The 18,541-nt window shown below is 62.8% G+C and carries 17 protein-coding genes; 7 read left to right on the top strand and 10 right to left on the bottom strand.

What is annotated here, in order from left to right; translation table 11 throughout:
• The first annotated feature begins 266 nt into the window (after positions 1 to 266).
• Both IC608_RS02840 and IC608_RS02835 read left to right on the top strand, forming a co-directional pair.
• A complete protein-coding gene (locus IC608_RS02840) occupies positions 267 to 782 on the top strand; it encodes a GAF domain-containing protein (RefSeq protein ID WP_191772507.1) in 516 nt (171 codons plus the stop codon).
• Positions 783 to 1,291: 509 nt separating this feature from the next.
• Entirely contained in the window at positions 1,292 to 2,653 is a 1,362-nt protein-coding gene (locus IC608_RS02835) for a GNAT family N-acetyltransferase (protein WP_191772506.1), read from the top strand.
• A 62-nt stretch (positions 2,654 to 2,715) separates the two neighbouring features.
• On the opposite strand, the gene IC608_RS02830 is transcribed toward IC608_RS02835, so the two are convergent.
• Positions 2,716 to 3,471: an SDR family NAD(P)-dependent oxidoreductase gene (locus tag IC608_RS02830; protein ID WP_191772505.1), complete on the bottom strand. Its 756-nt coding sequence runs from the start codon at positions 3,469 to 3,471 to the stop codon at positions 2,716 to 2,718.
• Between the two features lie 106 nt (positions 3,472 to 3,577).
• Entirely contained in the window at positions 3,578 to 5,452 is a 1,875-nt protein-coding gene (locus IC608_RS02825; RefSeq protein ID WP_191772504.1) for a heavy metal translocating P-type ATPase, read from the bottom strand.
• Between the two features lie 171 nt (positions 5,453 to 5,623).
• Here IC608_RS02825 and IC608_RS02820 point away from each other — a divergent pair, with 171 nt between their 5' ends.
• The 4 genes from IC608_RS02820 to IC608_RS02805 are packed head-to-tail and all read left to right on the top strand — an operon-like array spanning position 5,624 to position 8,395.
• The gene (locus IC608_RS02820; RefSeq protein ID WP_191772503.1) at positions 5,624 to 6,409 is read left to right on the top strand and encodes an SDR family NAD(P)-dependent oxidoreductase; all 786 of its coding nucleotides are present in this window, start codon (positions 5,624 to 5,626) and stop codon (positions 6,407 to 6,409) included.
• A 22-nt stretch (positions 6,410 to 6,431) separates the two neighbouring features.
• Positions 6,432 to 7,205, top strand: a complete 774-nt coding sequence (locus tag IC608_RS02815; protein ID WP_191773761.1) for a TIM barrel protein — start codon at positions 6,432 to 6,434, stop codon at positions 7,203 to 7,205.
• Between the two features lie 48 nt (positions 7,206 to 7,253).
• Positions 7,254 to 8,009: a 23S rRNA (guanosine(2251)-2'-O)-methyltransferase RlmB gene (gene rlmB, locus IC608_RS02810; RefSeq protein ID WP_191772502.1), complete on the top strand. Its 756-nt coding sequence runs from the start codon at positions 7,254 to 7,256 to the stop codon at positions 8,007 to 8,009.
• Positions 8,006 to 8,395, top strand: a complete 390-nt coding sequence (locus tag IC608_RS02805; protein WP_191772501.1) for a hypothetical protein — start codon at positions 8,006 to 8,008, stop codon at positions 8,393 to 8,395. The genes rlmB and IC608_RS02805 overlap by 4 nt, the downstream gene beginning before the upstream one ends.
• Positions 8,396 to 8,470: 75 nt before the next feature.
• Here the strand turns inward: IC608_RS02805 and IC608_RS02800 are convergent, their stop codons facing one another.
• The 7 genes from IC608_RS02800 to xylF all read right to left on the bottom strand — a co-directional run bounded on the left by IC608_RS02800 (position 8,471) and on the right by xylF (position 15,192).
• Positions 8,471 to 9,391 (bottom strand): polysaccharide deacetylase family protein, encoded by a 921-nt coding sequence (locus IC608_RS02800; protein ID WP_248306153.1) that lies wholly within the window; start codon positions 9,389 to 9,391, stop codon positions 8,471 to 8,473.
• 85 nt (positions 9,392 to 9,476) lie between these two features.
• The gene (locus IC608_RS02795) at positions 9,477 to 9,938 is read right to left on the bottom strand and encodes a YaiI/YqxD family protein (protein ID WP_191772500.1); all 462 of its coding nucleotides are present in this window, start codon (positions 9,936 to 9,938) and stop codon (positions 9,477 to 9,479) included.
• Positions 9,939 to 10,003: 65 nt separating this feature from the next.
• Positions 10,004 to 11,131: an S-(hydroxymethyl)glutathione dehydrogenase/class III alcohol dehydrogenase gene (locus IC608_RS02790; RefSeq protein ID WP_191772499.1), complete on the bottom strand. Its 1,128-nt coding sequence runs from the start codon at positions 11,129 to 11,131 to the stop codon at positions 10,004 to 10,006.
• A 56-nt stretch (positions 11,132 to 11,187) separates the two neighbouring features.
• The gene (locus IC608_RS02785; protein ID WP_191772498.1) at positions 11,188 to 11,889 is read right to left on the bottom strand and encodes a DUF1345 domain-containing protein; all 702 of its coding nucleotides are present in this window, start codon (positions 11,887 to 11,889) and stop codon (positions 11,188 to 11,190) included.
• Between the two features lie 47 nt (positions 11,890 to 11,936).
• Complete coding sequence (locus IC608_RS02780; RefSeq protein ID WP_191772497.1) at positions 11,937 to 12,719, bottom strand: ATP-binding cassette domain-containing protein; 783 nt, start codon at positions 12,717 to 12,719, stop codon at positions 11,937 to 11,939.
• Between the two features lie 10 nt (positions 12,720 to 12,729).
• Positions 12,730 to 14,046, bottom strand: a complete 1,317-nt coding sequence (locus tag IC608_RS02775; protein WP_191772496.1) for a sugar ABC transporter permease — start codon at positions 14,044 to 14,046, stop codon at positions 12,730 to 12,732.
• 111 nt (positions 14,047 to 14,157) lie between these two features.
• Positions 14,158 to 15,192 carry a D-xylose ABC transporter substrate-binding protein gene (xylF, locus tag IC608_RS02770; RefSeq protein ID WP_191772495.1) on the bottom strand — a complete coding sequence of 345 codons (1,035 nt, stop codon included), beginning with the start codon at positions 15,190 to 15,192 and terminating at the stop codon, positions 14,158 to 14,160.
• Positions 15,193 to 15,418: 226 nt separating this feature from the next.
• On the opposite strand from xylF, the gene IC608_RS02765 reads away from it, so the two are divergent.
• Entirely contained in the window at positions 15,419 to 16,657 is a 1,239-nt protein-coding gene (locus IC608_RS02765) for an ROK family protein (RefSeq protein WP_191772494.1), read from the top strand.
• Here the strand turns inward: IC608_RS02765 and cysN are convergent.
• Positions 16,654 to 18,540, bottom strand: a complete 1,887-nt coding sequence (gene cysN / locus IC608_RS02760; RefSeq protein WP_191772493.1) for a sulfate adenylyltransferase subunit CysN — start codon at positions 18,538 to 18,540, stop codon at positions 16,654 to 16,656. The two genes, IC608_RS02765 and cysN, sit on opposite strands and share 4 nt — an antisense overlap.
• Between the last annotated feature and the right edge of the window lies 1 nt (position 18,541).

The following is an 18,541-nucleotide window of genomic DNA, read 5'->3' as shown; positions in this document are numbered from 1 at the left end:
GCCTCGTAATGTGCGGCCGGCAGCTGCACCACTAGCTTCAACAGACAAGCGATCGGATTGATGTGTTGAACACTCTTTAACGCTGCCGCAAATTCTACGGATTGCACTGCGGCGCAGGCAAGAATACCGTCATTGCGCGGATTTTTTCTGAAAACATCAGCGTGATAACGGTGTGGCGGTTCGTGTTGCGCCAAAACATACGGCGTTTCTTAGCGCTCCTCGAAGAGGACCTTCCTCCCCAGGAGAGGCAGCGCTATCAAACCTTAATGTCTGATTTCCAAGCAGAATTGCGCGAACTCGAGGCTCTTTCGGGCGCGACCATCAGAGAGGCGGACGAGGATTTTCATCGGCTTGCCGATGCAGCAATAGGACAAGCCCTGCACGACTGCGGAGCGCAGTTCGGGATCACGCAACATTACAATATATCTGCAGGCGCCCTTGTCATTGCCAGCCAGAGAAACTTCCGCATCCCCTTTCTCAAGCACTTCAGCACGTCTGTACCGGGAGATGGCACCGTCCACGGCCGCGCATTCGAGAGCCGCAGCCAGGTGGCGGTTGAAGACGTGCGATACGACCCTGACTATGCCCCACACCTGCCAGTCGCCGAAGAGGCCGGGTTTCGCGCCGTCCTATCGACGCCCGTACCCGGAGCTGACAACGCCATCCTGGGCGTTCTGTCTGTCTACTACGCCAAGCCGCATCATTTCACTCCGGAAGAACGTCAGGCCGCGCAGAAGGCGGCCTGCAATCTGGGTCGGCAGTGGACGGGTGTTTCGAGATAATGGGCGCGAGGACGACCGGTTGATCGGACTTGTACTGCTCGTGACCGGCCGCCGGTTTGCGCCCAGCCTCAGTCCTGTCAGCAAACCCTATAGCGTGGCGCCCAATGCACCCGGGCCTGTGGTGCTTGCCTTACTCACCTTCCGTTTCACCGGATGGCCGCTCAGGCTTTCCCACAGGCCCCTGTCACATTTCAACGATGTCCGACCCGGCCTTCCAATCAGTTCTTCGCTTGAAGAAGTTCTCTTCGGTCTAAATCGGCCTCTCCATATGACCCGTTCACTATGCACCAGCGATCCGCGGGGCGATTGACTGCCGTCAAATTTCGGGGCGTTCCCTCTCATCTGCTCCAAGGTTTCTCGTCCGGAAGTGTCAGGTCCAGGTTTCAAAGGGCGCATTGTCCACCTGTTCAACGAACAATCCGCAGGAAGTCACGACTTGATCGAGGTCAAGGCGCCCTGCTGCCACAGCCGCTATGAGTTGCTCACAGATTGAAGGTGAGGAGCCGATCATGAACGAGGTACCGGCGGGACAAGTGGAGCTCACAGCGCGTCATGGGTTCAAGTTTGTTGTTCGTCCGGCGCGCCGCGACGACGAAACCGCGCTCAAGGAGTTCTTTGGCAGGGTCACACCGGAAGATCTGCGTTTCCGGTTCCTCAGTGGTATCAAGCCCGGACCCGCACAACTTGCCGCCATGATCGATGTCGATCGACGGCGCGCGGAAAGCTTTCTGGCCTTCGATATCGGGCAGACGCAGGTCGTTGCTACGGCATTGCTTGCCTGTGACGCTGAGCTGGACGTCGGTGAAGTGGCCATCTCGGTCCGCGACAGTTTCCGGAACCGAGGGATCGGCTGGGCACTGTTGGGCCACGTGACCAAGCATGCCCAGGCCATGGGCGTGAAACGTCTCCAGTCTCTGGAAAGCCGAGCCAACGATGCCGCCATTCAGATCGAACGGGAGTATGGGTTCAAGACTATTCCCTATCCCGATGATCCGGGCGTCGTGTTGCTGCAGAAGACGCTGCGCGAGGCCAACGGTCCTCTCTTGAGCGACGTCTTTGTTCCCCTGTTCACCTATCCGGACGCCACATCGCTGGATTTCGCGCGCCGGCTGCCCGACTTCCTTGCGCGGTTCGCCTCGAATGTCACTTTCGCGCCTGTCGAAGTGGACGTACCCGACCTGGCCAACCGCTGGGGAGCGCAACTGATCTCGCTGCCGCAGATGATCGCCGAGGTGGAAGCCCGGAGCAGAGAGCTGGCCCGGCAGTTGACGGAGGCTACCCAAGGGCGGCCGGATGCGTTGATCTACAGCCACACCACGGTGCGTGCTCCCTATGGTGATGTAGCGGCAGCGTTGCTGCCTCATGCCAGAAGCCGGGACCTCTCCCTGGCGATCGTCTCACCGGGTTCCGACGAAAAATCCAGTATCGCAGAGGCGTTGATCTTCGGGACGGGACGGCCTGTGATGGTCGTTCCCGAGGTGGACCTGTCCGGCTTCGATCTCGGCAAGATCGCCATCGCCTGGGATGGCGGCCGTAGCGCAAGCCGGGCTGCATTCGATGCAATGCCGTTCCTGGTGAAGGCGAAGTCCGTCACGGTGCTGACGGCTTCACAAGACAGACCGGAAGCAGGCAAATCCGTTACGAGCCTGCTTCGCTATCTCGGCCGTCACGGCATCGCGGCCCAACAGAAGGAGCTGCACGACCTGCAGCCCGATCCGGGCAATATCCTGCAGCGAGGCGCCTCGGACGCGGGCGCAGGCCTCCTCGTGATGGGCGGCTATGGACACACAAGGTTCCGCGAATTTATTCTTGGCGGCGCGACGCGGGATGTCTTGCATACGCCTCTGATGCCGGTCCTGCTGGCCCACTAGGGGCCAGCAGAAGTCCCGTATCGGGGCCTCAGCACAGTATCAGGTTGTGACGATTAGCTCCTTCAGGCGGCACTCCAGCCCATATCAACCGGGAGGACTGCACCATTGAGATGGCGAGCCTCGTCCGAGGCCAGGAACAGCACGGCGTTGGCGATGTCCTCAGGCTCGAGCATGCCGGGGTTGCTGGCGTGGTAGGCACCCATTCGGCCAAGGGCTGCCTCGTCGAGCGCCCTGCCCTCCACGCTGTCCATGATGTTGGTGCTGACACCTCCCACGGCAAGCGCATTGCAGCGCAACCCCAGCTTTGCATACTGGTAAGCCGTGCTCCTGGTGAGGCCGATGAGCGCGTGCTTCGATGCAGTGTAGGCGGCTCCCGCTGCACCACCGCCCGTTGCGGCGACCGAAGCGATGTTGACGATTGCGCCGCTCCCCTGGGCCAGCATCAGCGGCACGGCCCGGCGCATGGCATACATGGGACCATCGACGTTGACGGCCATGCACCGGCGCCACGTCGCGTTGTCCACATCGGCCACGGATTGAAACAGGTCCATCACGCCGGCATTGTTGACGAGAATGTCGACGCGGCCGAACTCGGTGCGGGCCCGCTCGATCATGGCCACGCAGTCGACCTCTTTGGATACATCCCCGGTCATGCCGACAATCGAACCACCGATATCGGCGACGGCAGCGGAAATGGCGTTGGCGTGCCAATCCAGAGCAACGACCTTGGCCCCTTCAGCAACAAACCGGCGGGCAATGGCCAGGCCTATCCCAGAACCGGCTCCAGTAACGACCGCGACTTTGTCTTTTATCCGCATGTGCGACCTCCATTGTGCCGAGCATCCTACCCCTGCTCGGGATTTCCACGTTGATCCATATCAACCTCCGCCGGTGCAGCGCGTGGAACGGGCCGGTGACAATCCTTTATCTGGCGATTGAGTCATCGGATTGAGGCAGCGCCTGGGGCCGGATGCGCAGGGCACGGAGGGCGTTGAGGATGACGGCGACATCGATGGCCTCCTGGAGCAGCGCGCCCTGCACGGGCGTGAGATAGCCAAAGGCCGCAGCGAGCATTCCCGCGATCGAGAGGCCAATACCCACGACCACGCTCTGGAGCGCAATCCGTCGCGCGCCCTGCGCGATCTCTATTCCGGGCAGAAGCCGATCCAAATGATCGACCAGAAGAACGACATCGGCAGCTTCGGCGGACGCGGCGGCGCCGCGCGCGCCCATCGCCACCCCCACATCCGCTGCGGCCAAGGCTGGCGCATCGTTAACACCATCGCCCACCATCATTACCGGGGCATGGCTTTCCCTTTCCGTCAACACCAGTTGCACCTTCTGCTCCGGGGTCATCTCGGCGTGTACCGCGTCCAGCTCGAGGCCGGAGACTATGGCGTCGGCCACCGAGCGCCGATCGCCCGTCGCCAGCATGATCCGGCTCAGACCCAGACGCCGCAAGTCCTTGAGCAGGAGGGGCGTACCCGCCCGCAGCGTGTCTGCCATGACGATGTGTGCTGCCAGTTGGCCATCGACGGCGACCGCGACCAGCGCCGCATCTGCCTCAAGGATGGTACGCTCGGGGGTGGTGGCAGCAATGCGGCCGGCGACGAAGCTCGCCCCTCCGATGACCACACGGCGCCCGTCGACTGTTCCTTCGAGACCCTCGCCGGCTATTTCCACTACCTGCGTGGGAATATGCAGCGTCGTACCGCGCTCCCGGGCGGATGTCACAATGGCGCGCGCCATGGGGTGCTTGGAGGCCTGCTCAAGCGAGGCAGCTAGCAACAGCACCTCGTCCTGGCGAAGGCCCGACAGCGGCTCGATGGAGACGATCCGCGGCCGCCCATCGGTCAAGGTTCCCGTCTTGTCGAGGATCAACGTCCTGATCCCCGCCAAGGCTTCCAGCGGTCGCGCTCCCTTGATCAGGACGCCCAACTGTGCCGCCCGTGACAAGCCGGCCACCAGAGCCACCGGAACGGCGAGGATCAGCGGGCATGGCGTCGCCACGACCAGGACGGCAACGGCACGAATTGGGTCGCCGGTGAGCCACCAGGCCGATGATGCGAGGACAACGGTAACGAGCAGGAACATGAGGGAGTAGCGATCGGCCAGCCGCGACATGGGTGCTTTCGACGCCTGCGCGGCCTCTACCAGGCGCACGATACCGGCATAGGTGCTTTCCGCCGCCGGGCGCGTAACCCGAAGATCGAAGGCCTCCCCGGCATTTGTCGAGCCGCTCATAACCTCCTGGCCGCGGGCAAGCCGCACCGGCATGGATTCCCCCGTCAGCGCCGACTGATCAAGGATTGCCCGGTCGCCCTCCACCACCCCATCGGCCGGGGCCACATCCCCCTGGCGGATGAGGAGCAGGTCACCGGGGGCCACCTCGTTCAGCGGAACCTCGTCGAGCTTCCCATTGCGATGCCGCGTCGCTGTACGCGGCACGCGCGCGAGAAGATGGCGCATCTCGCGGCGCGCCCGGCCTTCGGCGAAGCTTTCGAGAAAGGTGCCGCCCGAGTACATGACGGCCACTACCGAAGCGGCCAGCGTCTCGCCAAAGAAAAGCGCGGCCGACATGGAGAGCGCGGCGACAATATCGAGGCCCACTTCTCCCTTGGCCAGACTGCGCACGATTTCGACCACCAGGGCGACGAGCACGGGAACGACGCCAGCAGTCCACGCGACCGCCGCCAATTGGCTCCTGCCGGCCAGCATCAACCCGAGCCCCGAAATCAGCCCGGCGAGCGCGACGATCAGCAGGATCACGTTGAGGCGGCTTTGCAGAGCGGCAGGCATTGGGTGTGCGGTCCTCAGAGTGGGTTCCCTCGCCGAGGGCGAGGTGAACTACCCATTCCACGCAGCGACCGCTTGGGGAAGATATTTCAGTTCACGAACTGCACCAGCCCATCGCGCGGCTCTTGTCCCTGCCGCCTGGCCAGCGGATGATGCCCTTCACAGGAGGGGTAGATGGATCTTGGACTGAGGAACAAGACGGCAATCATCACCGGGGGCACCGTTGGCATCGGCCTGGCTATAGCCGAAGGTCTTGCGGCCGAAGGCGCCAATGTCGTGTTGGCTGGCCGCGACGGAGCTCGCAGCGAAGGGGAGGCGGCGCGAATTGCACGCGAGCACGCCGTATCAGCGCTCGGTGTGCCCTGTGATGTCGCCACGGCCGATGGCTGCGCCCATCTCGTGGCCAGCGCGCTCGATCGTTTTGGAGGCATCGATATTCTCATCAACAATGCCGGCACGGGATCGAACGAGACCATAGCCGAGGCCGATGATGCCAAGTGGCAGTATTATTGGGACCTGCATGTCATGGCCGCGGTTCGACTGGCGCGAGGCGTCCTTCCGTCGATGCGGAGCCGCGGTGGCGGGGTCGTGCTCCACAATGCGTCCATCTGCGCCGTGCAACCGCTATGGTACGAGCCGATCTACAACACCACCAAGGCGGCTCTGGTGATGTTCTCCAAGACCCTGGCGAACGAGGTGGTCAAGGACAATATCCGGGTGAACACGATCAACCCAGGCCTCGTGCTCACGCCGGACTGGATAAAGACCGCCAAGCAGATCGCGGGGGAAGAAGGCTACGAGGCTCACCTGCAAGCAGTGGCCGACGAAGCCGGCGGGATGCGCCGCTTCGCAACGCCGGAAGAAGTTGCGAACTTCTTCGTGTTCCTATGTTCCGCCAAGGCCAGCTATTCGACCGGTTCAGCCTATTTTGTCGATGGCGGCTGGCTGAAGACGATCTAGCCGATCATGGGCCGGGGAGCCGATCATGCGTTTTTCTGCCTGTATTGAATGGCTGTTTGCCGATGAGGCGTCCGACCTGGCGGAGCGCATCGGGCTTGCCAAGAGGGCCGGCCTCGACGCGGTGGAATTCTGGCTGTGGTCCAACAAGAACATCGCTTCGATCGACGCTGCACTGAAAGCAGCAGACATTCCGCTCACCGGTTTCGTGGCGGAACCCATGATCGCCCTGACCGACCCGGCAAACCGGGAGGATTTTCTGGCCGGCCTGGAACAATCCGTTGCGGTCGCGCAGCGGCTGGGTGCCCGTGTGCTGATCGCTCAGGCCGGCAATGACCTTCCGGGCGTGCCAAGGCAGCACCAGCGGGCTACCTTGGTTGAAACGCTTGCGCGTGCGGCTGACCGTCTCAAGGGAACGAATGTGAAGCTCGGGCTTGAGCCGCTCAACACGTTGATCGATCACCCCGGCTATTTTCTCTCGTCCACACAGGACGCGCTCGATATCGTGGACGAGATAAGCCGCGAAGAAATCGGCATCGTCTACGACCTTTACCATTCGGCGGTGATGGGTGAGCGGATCGAGGATGTTCTCAAGAACCGTGTGGACCGGGTGGTGCACGCGCACGTCGCCGACCACCCTGGACGGAACGAACCCGGCGGCGGCACCATCGACCTGCGCTCGCGTCTCGCCTGGCTAGCATCCCACGGGTACGCTGGAGCGGTCGGACTCGAATACAAGCCCTTGGCGCGGACAAGCAGGGGCATTTCCCAGGTGCTCGAACACCTCCGGCCGAACTGAAGCGGGTGCCGCTTGCGACTGTCAGGCAAAACCGCTACCGCTGGCGCCATGAGCCGCAACAAGTTTCCGCCCAAGCCCAAATACGATCCAGACGCCGGCCCAGTGTATCTCTATGGGCTGCACACGGTGCGCGCTGCCCTCGACAACCCAAGGCGCCGCCGTATCGAATTGCTGGCCACGCCCAACGGGCTCAACCGGCTGCGCGAAGGTGGCGAGATCGGCAAGGTGCCGGTGCGCGAGACGACGCCGAAGGAACTCGACCGCCTCCTTGGCGGCGAGGCGGTGCACCAGGGCGTTGCGCTGGAGGTCGATCCTGTCGGCCGTTTCGGGCTCAACGACATCGACCCGCTGCGCCTGGTCGTCGTGCTCGACCAGATCACCGATCCCCACAATGTGGGCGCCATCCTGCGCACCGCATGCGCTTTCGGTGCGGACGCTGTGATCACCACCGCGCGGCACTCCCCCCGGGAAACGGGGGTCATGGCCAAGGCAGCATCGGGCGCGCTCGACATGGTGCCGATGATCGAAGTGCGCAATCTGGGCGACAGCATCCAACTCCTCAAGGACCGCGGCATGCTCGTCCTTGGCTTCGATTCTGAATCTGACGCGCCGCTGAAGCCGCGCACCGACGATCGCCCCATGGCCATTGTTCTCGGCGCCGAAGGCAAGGGCCTGCGGCAGCGGACGCGCGAACTGTGCGACGAGATGGTCCGGCTTGACATGCCAGGGCAGATCAAGTCGCTGAACGTCTCGAACGCGGCGGCCATCGCCTTGTTCGCGGCCACTGCCGGACGGGCGACATGAGCACATTTCAACCCTTCGCCATCGCGCTAAGGCTTTCCGGCGTCAGCGTTCCGCAAAACGATCTTGATGCGGCGCTGCGTCAGCTGACGGTCCGATACGAGCCAGAGGACGCGGACAACAGTTTCTACGCGCAGGTGGACGTTCCCGTCGACAACCCGGTTCGAGCCCTCCTGGAACTGGCCGACCGCTCCGGTCCGGCCATTGCCGCCATGCTGGAGGACCGGCGCATCGGCAAGGCGGTGCTCGACATTGCTTTCGACTACCCTGCCGAAGGTGAAGCGATGTCTGCGCGACTTCCTGCGCACGCAGTCGCGGCTATTGCGGCCCACGGCATCGATATCGAAGTTTCCGTATATCTCACCGACGTGGAAGACGACGAAGAGTAGCTCTGCAGGATGGCTCGAAGCACTGGCTGAGATAGCCGGCTCTTCAAAGCGCCTCACCCCGATCAAGCCGCTGGCTTAGAACGGCGCTGGCTGGCCCGTTTTCACTCCAGCAACACTCGCGGTCACTACGCTCCGGCCAAAGACGCCGGGAGTGCGTGGCTTGAGGGAGACCACCGTATAGCCGCGAGCGGCAATTTCATCGAGGAAGACCGGGAGAAGGTCGACCGTTCGCTGATGGATGTCGTGGAAGAGGATGATGCCACTGCCGCGGGCATCCAGGCGCTTCAGCGTCCGCTGAATGACGTCGTCCGCAGTCTCCGCATAGTAGTCTTTGCTGTCGATATCGACGTCGAGCACCACGACGTCGCCTTGCAGCATGCTGGTGCGCAGGAACCCTGTTTGCGCCAGATAAGGAAACCGGAAGAACGGCGACAGGCCGCCCCCTGCCCCGTCCAAGACGGTAGCGATCGCCGTCGCGCCCCTGGCAATGTCGTCCATGGCATCCTGCCGGCTCATTTTTGCGAGGTCGGCGTGATCGTAGGTGTGGTTGCCTACAGTGTTGCCGCGCAAGGCTACTTCGCGCGCCAATTCCGGATGCGCCTTGGCTTGTGAGCCAAGCATCAGGAACGTCGCCTTTACCCCGTGGGCCTCGAGCGTATCGAGAATGTGCTCCGTCTTGCCCGGACGCGGCCCATCGTCGAACGTCAGGATGACCTCGCCTGGTTTGAGCTGGATATCGGCCGCGCTGCCCACTTCCAGCGTGCGGCCGGCGAGACTGGTCCCGTGGAAGATGCGGCGAGGCATGGACTGTGTGTAGCTGGCGGAAACGCTGGACGCTATGCCGCCGGTCACAATCGTGTCTGGTGCACTGGCCGCGACCGCGTCCTGTGCTTTCACCGGGCCGGTGGCAAGGGCATTCTGACTGACCGGCTTGGCGCAGGCCCCAAGCGCAGTGGCCGTCAACGCCACCGCAAACACCGTACGCAACAACCGCAATTGAGACACCTGCACCCGGAAGAAAAGCAGGTCCTACAATTTGCGATTATGGTTAAAATTCTCCTCGCGAAAGCTTAAGCAATTCTTACCGTGCAGAGGTTTGGGCGCGGCGCCCGAGGGTGTCTAGGGCACTGAGGAAGGCCGATCTGTCCGCGGGTCGAAATCCGGGATTGTACCCCTTGATGTCACCCGTCTCACGCAGGTGCTGCTTGAGATCACGCATGGCCAAGGCCATGCCGATCGAGGCCGGCGTGAAAGGTTTGCCGGTGAAGCCGAGGACGTGACACCCCTTGTCGATGGCGCGGCTGGCCAGCGGGATGTCCGCCGTCAGAACGATGTCGTTGGCTTCGGCATGCTCGACAATCCAGTCGTCTGCAGCGTCTGCGCCGTTCGTCACGACCACCACGCGCACCATCGGGTCGCGCGATGGCCGCACGCCGCCATTGCTCACATAGACGATAACCAGACCCAGCCGCTCGGCGACCCGTCGGGCTTCTTCCTTGACCGGGCAGGCATCGGCATCAACGAAGATCGTGGGATGAGGCATGGTCGATGGCTTCCAACAAAGAGACTGTCCGGAAGGCACAGCCATTGCACGCGCTGGCCGGGGTCCTAGTAAACCACCACGCTGCGAATGCTTTCGCCCGCGTGCATCATCTCGAAGCCCTTGTTGATGTCTTCGAGCCGCAGCGTGTGGGTAATCATCGGATCGATCTCGATCTTGCCGTCGAGATACCAGTCCACGATCTTGGGGACGTCCGTCCGGCCACGGGCGCCGCCAAAGGCCGTTCCCATCCAAGTCCGGCCGGTGACCAGCTGGAACGGACGGGTGGAGATTTCCTGCCCTGCGCCGGCCACGCCGATGACGACGGACTTGCCCCAGCCGCGATGGCTGCACTCGAGCGCCTGCCGCATGACCTTGGTGTTGCCCGTGCAATCGAAGGTATAGTCGGCCCCGCCAATCGTGTCGCCGCGCCGCTTGGTAAGGTTGACGATATAGGGAACGATGTCCTCGCCGATTTCGGTGGGATTGACGAAGTGCGTCATGCCGAAGCGCTCGCCCCACGCCTTCTTGCCGTTGTTGACGTCGACGCCGATGATCATGTCGGCGCCTGCCAAGCGCAGTCCCTGGATGACGTTGAGGCCGATGCCGCCCAGACCGAAGACGACGGCGGTTGCGCCTTCTTCCACCTTGGCCGTATTGATCACGGCGCCCACACCCGTCGTCACGCCACAGCCGACGTAGCAAACCTTGTCGAAGGCCGCGGCCGGGTCGATCTTGGCCACGGCGATTTCGGGCAGCACGGTAAAATTCGAGAACGTCGAGCAGCCCATGTAGTGGAAGATCGGCTTGCCCTCGAACGAGAAGCGCGACGTGCCATCGGGCATCAGCCCCTGCCCCTGGGTGGCGCGAATGGCCGTGCAGAGATTGGTCTTGCGGCTGAGGCAGGAGGGACACTCGCGGCATTCGGGCGTATAGAGCGGGATGACGTGGTCGCCCTTCTTCACCGAGGTGACGCCGGCACCGACATCCACCACCACGCCGGCGCCTTCGTGGCCCAGAATGGAGGGAAACAGCCCTTCGGGATCGGCCCCGCTCAGCGTGAAATCATCGGTGTGGCAGATGCCCGTCGCCTTGATCTCGATAAGGACTTCCCCGGCCTTTGGTCCATCGAGGTCGACCTCGACGATCTCCAGCGGTTTTCCGGCGGCGAAGGCAACGGCGGCACGCGTCTTCATGGGATTCTCCTTGGTCGGCGCGGAAAATGGCACAGGCCGCCAAGTGAGCGCAATGCTTAGCCACCGCCCCCGCCGCCCAGGCTCATCAATACGTTGACCGCAAAGGCCAACAGGAACGTGTTGTAGAGGTGCGAGAACACGAGATGAACCATCACCCGACGACGCATGGTGTTGCTCTGGAGGCGTGTATCGGACGTCGCGACCGACGTGCCGATGGTGAACGAAAAATACATGAAGGCGACGCCGTTTGGCGGCTCATCGCCGGGAAAATCCAGGCCGCCTTCGACTTCGCTGTCTCCCCCACCCTGTTCGTCCGGGGCCTGATAGTACTCGTAGGCGTAGTGCAGCGCCCCTAGCGTCTGAACCGTGAACCAGCCTGTTAGAACCGATGTCACCCCGGATATGACCTGGAAGGGATCGGGCTTGGTTCCCGAAAAAAGCGCCAGCGTCAACGAGATGATCGACGCCGAGACCACGAACGCTACGATGAGGATGATGCCCAGCGCCGGAGTGTCTTCCTTGCGCGCGTTCTTCTTGAGGTAGTCTGCCGTCAGCAGCGGTGTCTTGAGCCAGGAAAGGGCACAGAAGACGATAAAAAACGCGTTGGCGCCGATCCCAATGGCGTATTGCGGCACGACCCAGACGCCACAGAAGAACGCCACCACGCCGACGCCCAAACCGGCATACAACGTCGCATTGCGCGGCATGAGCCGCAAGATCGTCAGAAACCGATGGCGATATTTGTACTTGTCGGACATGGACGCAGGACGCTGACGCCGGTCATCCCGGCATCAGGCTAACGCGGCTACTCGCGAATGGCTCCCGGACCTGGTGTCGCGCCGGGCGGCACCTTGCCCAGAATAATCATCCCCAGCACTTCGTCCTTGGTTACATCCGTCGTTTTGGCTTCACCCACCACCTGGCCGTTCTTCATGACCACCACACGGTCAGCCAGGTCGAACACGTCGTGAATGTCGTGGCTGATGAGGAAGATGCCGATGCCCTCGGACTTCAACTGCTTGATGAGATCGCCTACCTGCGCCGTCTCCTGTGGCCCAAGAGCGGCGGTCGGCTCGTCCATGATGAGGATGCGGGCGTTGAAAAGAATGGCCCGGGCGATAGCCACGGATTGACGCTGCCCACCCGAAAGTGCCTTCACCGGCTCCTTGAAGCGGCGGAAGTTGGGGTTGAGCCGCCCCATCACCTCACGCGCCTTGGACTCCATGGCGGCGTCGTCCAGCGTCCCGAGCGGAGTCACCATCTCGCGTCCAAGGAAGAGATTGGCCGCCGCGTCCACGTTATCCGCCACGGCCAGCTGCTGATAGATGGTCTCGATACCATAGCCTTTGGCATCGCGCGGGTTGTTTATCGTAGCCGGTGCACCATCGATCCGGATGTCGCCGGTATCGCGCTTGTAGGCGCCTGACAGGATCTTGATCAGGGTGGATTTCCCGGCGCCGTTGTGGCCGAGCAGTCCAACGACCTCACCCTTGTGGAGGGTGATGGAAGCCTGGTCCACCGCGCGAATGCCGCCGAACGAGATCGAGATATCGGTCATTTCGACCAGTGGCGTGCTGGTATCCAGCATGACGCAACTCCTAGTACTTGTTCCGGCGGTAAAGCGTGTCGAGCCACACCGCGAACACCAACACGATGCCGACGACGATGGATTGCAGCGGACTGTCGAGTCCCATCAGCACCATGCCCGATTGCAGCGACTGCATGACCACAGCCCCGAGCAGCGCGCCCGCAATCGTTCCGACGCCCCCGGCCAGCGACGTTCCGCCGATCACCGCCGCCGCAATGACATAAAGCTCGTCGAGCGTGCCAAGCGCGTTGGTGGCAGCATTGAGACGCGCGGTGGAAATGGCGGCGGCGATGGCGCAGAGCGCGCCCATCAGCATGAAAATCTTGACCGTCACCCAGCGCGTGTTGATGCCGGCCAACTCAGCCGCTTCGGGGTTGCCACCCATTGCATAAACATATCGGCCGAAGCGTGTGCGGGTGGCAAGGAAGGTCATGACCACGCCCACGCCGATTGCCATCAGCACCGGGATTGCGATGCCATGCGAGATGAAGAGCCCACCCTCTGGCACATCCAGGCCGTTCGCCTCGGCAAAGTTTGCGGCGATGCGCGTGGGCCAAGGGTAGGCATTGGCGATCAGAACGGCACCGATGGTCGCCCCGCAGCCCAAAACGCCCAACACCACCTCCGCCCACACGGGACGCTGCGGAAACTTGAATCGCTGGCGCTGGCGGCGCCCCAGGAGAAGGCCAACGACGATGGCTACGCAGGCGAGAATGCCGACCACCCAGCTCCAGAAAGCGCCTACCGAGCCACCGGGTCCGCCGCCCATGAGCTGGAAGGTGGAGTCCATCGGCGCAACGGTTCGGCCCGCGGTGACCCACCATGCGGCCCCGCGCCACACCAGATAGCCACCAAGGGTGACGATGAACGCCGGCACGCGCAGATAGGCGATGATGACGCCCTGCAACGCCCCGATCCCCGTACCCACCGCCAACCCCACCGCCAGCGACAACACCCAGATCAAGGGATGACCGAGCCCAAGGCCCAGTTGCACAGGGAAGAACGAGGTCTGCATCACGCCCATCACCATGCCGACCAGGCCCAGGATGGAGCCGACGGACAGGTCGATATTGCGCGTGACGATGACCAGCACCATGCCCGTCACCATCACGGCAACAGAGGCGGTCTGCACCGAAAGATTCCACAGATTGCGTGGCGTGAGGAACAGCCCGCCGGAAAAAATGTTGAAGCCGACCCAGATAATGGCCAAGGCGCCGATCATACCCAGCAGGCGCGTATCGACTTCAGTGGCACTCAGAAACCGCTGCAGGGCGTTCCGCGCGTGGCTGCTCGGGTGCACGGGGCTCGAGAGAGCATGCTCGGCCATTGGGGTCTCCCGTAGAATTCGTCCGTCCGGCAGAGCGGAACGAGCATCAATCATCGGCGTGCCGCAGCGCGAACGCCACGGCACGCCGGATCGGTCTAGTACAGATTGGACTTAGTCACACGCGGCAACGGTGCCAGCAGCGACGCCCTGACAAACAACGTCCTTGCTCACCCAACCCGCGTCGATAACGACGTTGAGGTTGTCCCGGGTGATCGGCACGGGAGGCAGCAGCACGGCGTTCATCTCGATCTTGTTCGGGCCGTCAGAGAACTTCACCGCATCCGTGACCTCGCCGAGAGCCTTGCCACCGGCCAGTTCGACCGCGATTTCCGCAGCCTTCTTGCCCAGTTCGCGCGCGTCCTTCCAGACCGACACGGTCTGCGTGCCGAGCGCGATGCGGTTGAGCGCGGCATGGTCGCCGTCCTGGCCCGAAACAGGCACCGAACCAGCAAGGCCCTGCGCTGCGAGCGCTGCAATAGCGCCACCGGCCGTGCCATCGTTCGAGGCAACCACAGCGTCAACCTCGTTGTTGTTGGCGGTCAGGAACTGTTCCATGTTCGCCTGGGCGACTTCGGGGTTCCAATTGTCGGTGTAGGCTTCGCCCACATTCTTGATCGCGCCAGAGTCGATGGCGTCCTGGAGGACTTCCATCTGGCCGGCAAACAGGAAGTCGGCGTTGGGATCGGCCGAGTTGCCCTTGATGAAGACGTAATTGCCTTCCGGCTGCACGTCGAACACGCCCTGGGCCTGCATGCGGCCCACTTCCTTGTTGTCGAAAGTCAGATAGAACGCGTCCGGGTTCTCGATCAGGCGGTCATAGCCGACCACCGGAATGCCTTCGGCCACCGCGGCGGCAACAGCAGGCCCGATCGCGTCGCTATCCTGGGCCAGAACGATCAGTGCGTCCGCACCCTGGCTGATGAGACTCTCGATATCGGTCAGTTGCTTGGATGCGGACGACTGGGCGTCAGCCGAGATGTACTCGGCCCCTGCCGCTTCGAGCGCGGACTTGATGGCTGCCTCGTCCGTTTTCCAGCGTTCTTCCTGGAAGTTGTTCCAACTCACGCCGACGGTGATCTTGTCCTGAGCAACGGCCGCGCCGGTAAGCACAGTCGTAGCCAGCAGAATGGCTGCAAACTTGTTCATAATGTCCTCCCTAATGGGGCCGAGCAACGACCCCCCTTGCAAAGTGGCAAGAAGCCCTGCACGCGGCTCCTCAACCCGTGCCAAAGAGCATTTTTTCAACGCTCGAAAAAAGAAGTGGCACGGCGGCAACAATGCTGTCAACGTCAATCTCGGCTGTCGCGGCGCGATGCGATCGTGGCATACAACAGCCTTGTTGGTGAGTGATGCGGAAACAGGGAGGGCATGGGTGACGCGCACAGTCAGCGACAGCGACAGCGTGCGACGCCAAAATCGCGGTCTGGTGCTGGGGGCGCTGCGTCTGCACGGATCACAATCGCGCACAGCCTTGGCCGCCCTGACAGGCCTCAGTCACGCCAGCATCACGGCCATCAGCCAAGACCTAGTGGCGCAGGGGCTGGTACAGGACCTTCCGGCCGAACGCCCGGACGGGCGCAGCCGGGGCCGTCCTGCAACGCTGGTGGGGTTTACACGCCGCGCCGCCCATGCGGCCCTGATTGAGATGGACGTCAACAGGCTGCGCCTGTCGCTGGTCGACTATGGTGGCGTGCTGGTGGACCGGCTGGAAAGCGAGATGCCGGTCGGGGTATTCGCCACCCTGCCGCCCGACCGATTCTTCGCGCAGCGAATCCAGACATTGCTGGAGCGCAGCCCGGAGGCCGCTCCCACCCTGCGCCGTGTGGCCATCTCCGTCCAGGGCATCCTCGATAGCGCCGGCCGTGGCCTCAAATGGTCGCCCGTTGCCGATCTGGCCGGCAAGCCTTTTGTTGAAGACCTTGCGCAACTGGCAGGCGCTACCGTCACCTTGCACAAGCGCGGCAGGCTTCTTGCCGAGGGCGCACGCTGGCTCGACCCGGACCTGTTCGACAAGAGCGTTGCGACTGTCTTCGTCGGCTCAACCGTGGCGATGGGCGTCAGTTTTCGCGGACAGGCGCTGGGTCGGGAAGACAGCGGCGGCACCGAGTTCGGCCATATGAACCATGCGCCGGAAGGAGCCCTGTGCCGCTGCGGCATGCGGGGCTGCATCGAAGCCTACGCTGCCGACTATGCGGTCTTGCGAACGGCGTACTCGGTTCGCGAAACGACGCCACCAGCGGCCACAGTGCCGCCGGAACAGTATCGCGCTCTGATTCAACGCGCACAGCTGGGCGACCGTAGTGCAATCCATGCCTTCAACACGGCTGGTTGCGCTCTCGGCTATGGGCTGAGCCGCATGCTGGCCATTTACGACCCGTCACACATCCTGATCGTTGGCCCAGGCTCTCACGCGCTCGAACTGATGCGCCCCGAGATCGACCGCGCCCTAGCCGCCTCGCTAGTGTGCCAGGTCAATGGCCTCCCCCAGGTCATCGCCCACCGCGACGAGAAGGAACCCATTTTCCGCGGCCTTCTGATGAAGACGCTTGCCGATATCGATCAGAACGACTTTGCCGGCCTGCCATCGGCGGCGCGGGCGGAAGCGAGCTAGATCTTGAGCCAGGCGTGCAGCCGATCCGCCAGCTCGCTTGGCGTCTCGTCCCCGCCATGCAGCACGATCTCAGGGTCTTCAGGCACTTCGAATGGCGAGTCGATGCCGGTGAAGTTCTTGATCTCCCCTGCCCGCGCGCGCTTGTAGAGACCTTTGGGGTCGCGCTGCTCGACTACCGAGAGCGGCGTATCGACGTAAACTTCGGTGAACCGGACCCCTCCTGCGATCTCGCGCGCCAACCGGCGTTCATTCTCGAAAGGCGAGATGAACGAAACAATGACGATGAGGCCGGCATCGGCCATGAGCCGGGCCACCTCGGCGACACGGCGGATGTTCTCAACCCGCGCCGCCTCGGTGAAGCCCAGATCCTTGTTGAGCCCGTGCCGCACATTGTCGCCGTCGAGAATGTAGCAATGCCGCCCCTCGGCCGTGAGCCGCTTTTCAAGGAGATTGGCGATGGTGGACTTCCCGGAGCCTGAAAGGCCGGTGAACCAGACAATCTGGGCGTCCTGCCCTTTCATCTGCGCGCGCACCTGCCGGTTCACGTCAAACGTCTGATAGGTCAGGTTCTGGGCACGGCGCAGCCCGTAGGAGACGGTGCCTGCGCCGACCGTGGCGTTGGACAACCGGTCGATCAGGATGAAACCGCCGCTCAGGGGATTGTTCGCATAGGGGTCGAAGGCAATCGCGCGGTCGGTGGCGATTGTGACCGTGCCGACCTCGTTAAGGTCGAGCTTGGTGGCCGCACCGTTTTCCAGCGTATTGACGTTGGTGCGGAATTTGAGGTCCGTGATCGTCGCTGGAACCACTTGCGCACCAAGCTTGAGGAGATAGGAGCGCCCTGGATAGGCCGGCTCCTCGTTCATCCAAATGAGGCGCGCCTGGAACTGGTTGGAAAACTCCGGCACCTTCCCCGGCCGCGCCAGCACGTCACCGCGGGAGACGTCGATCTCGCGGTCAAGCACCAGTGTCACCGCCTGCCCGGCGATGGCGGTATCGAGATCGCCATCCAAGGTGACAATGCGCGAAACGACGGCCAGCTTGCGAGAGGCAGCCACCAGCACCTCGTCGCCGACTGCAATCTCACCTGAGAGCACTGTTCCAGAAAATCCACGAAAATCGAGGTTTGGCCGGTTTACCCACTGCACCGAGAAGCGAAAATCGGCCGCAACGCGGTCCTCGGCGACCTCGATGCTTTCGAGATAGGGCACCAGGGCCGCGCCGTTGAACCAGGCGGTTCTCTCGCTCGACCTGAGGATGTTGTCGCCCCTCAATGCCGAGACAGGAACAGCCTGCAGGGTCTTGAACCCTAGAGGTTCGGCGAAGGCGCGATACTCGGCAACGATCCGGTGAAATACGTCCTGGTCGTAATCGACCAGGTCGATCTTGTTGACCACCAGCACCACGTGTTTCACGCCCACGAGGGAGAGGATAAAGCTGTGGCGCCGCGTCTGGGTCAGGATGCCCTTGCGCGCGTCGATCAGCACCAGGGCAAGATCGGCATTGGATGCGCCCGTGGCCATGTTGCGGGTGTACTGCTCGTGCCCCGGCGTGTCGGCAACGATGAACTTGCGCTTGTGGGTGGAGAAGAAGCGGTAGGCCACATCGATGGTGATGCCCTGCTCGCGTTCGGCGGAAAGCCCATCCACAAGCAGGGAGAAGTCGATGCCTTCTTCGCCCACCGATCGGTTGCGCGACTCGTTGCGCAGGCTCGCCAGCTGATCGTCCAGCACCAGTTGGCTGTCGTAGAGCAACCGGCCGATCAGCGTCGACTTGCCGTCGTCAACGCTGCCGCACGTCAGGAAGCGCAGCAGGGACTTTCCGGTCTGTTGCTCAAGCCACAGATCGAGGTCGGTATCGGGCGTCGCCATGGCCAGGGTCATG

The organism is Devosia oryzisoli, assembly GCF_014837245.1.
Taxonomy (GTDB): domain Bacteria; phylum Pseudomonadota; class Alphaproteobacteria; order Rhizobiales; family Devosiaceae; genus Devosia; species Devosia oryzisoli.
This window is presented reverse-complemented; position numbering and strand designations above follow the sequence as displayed.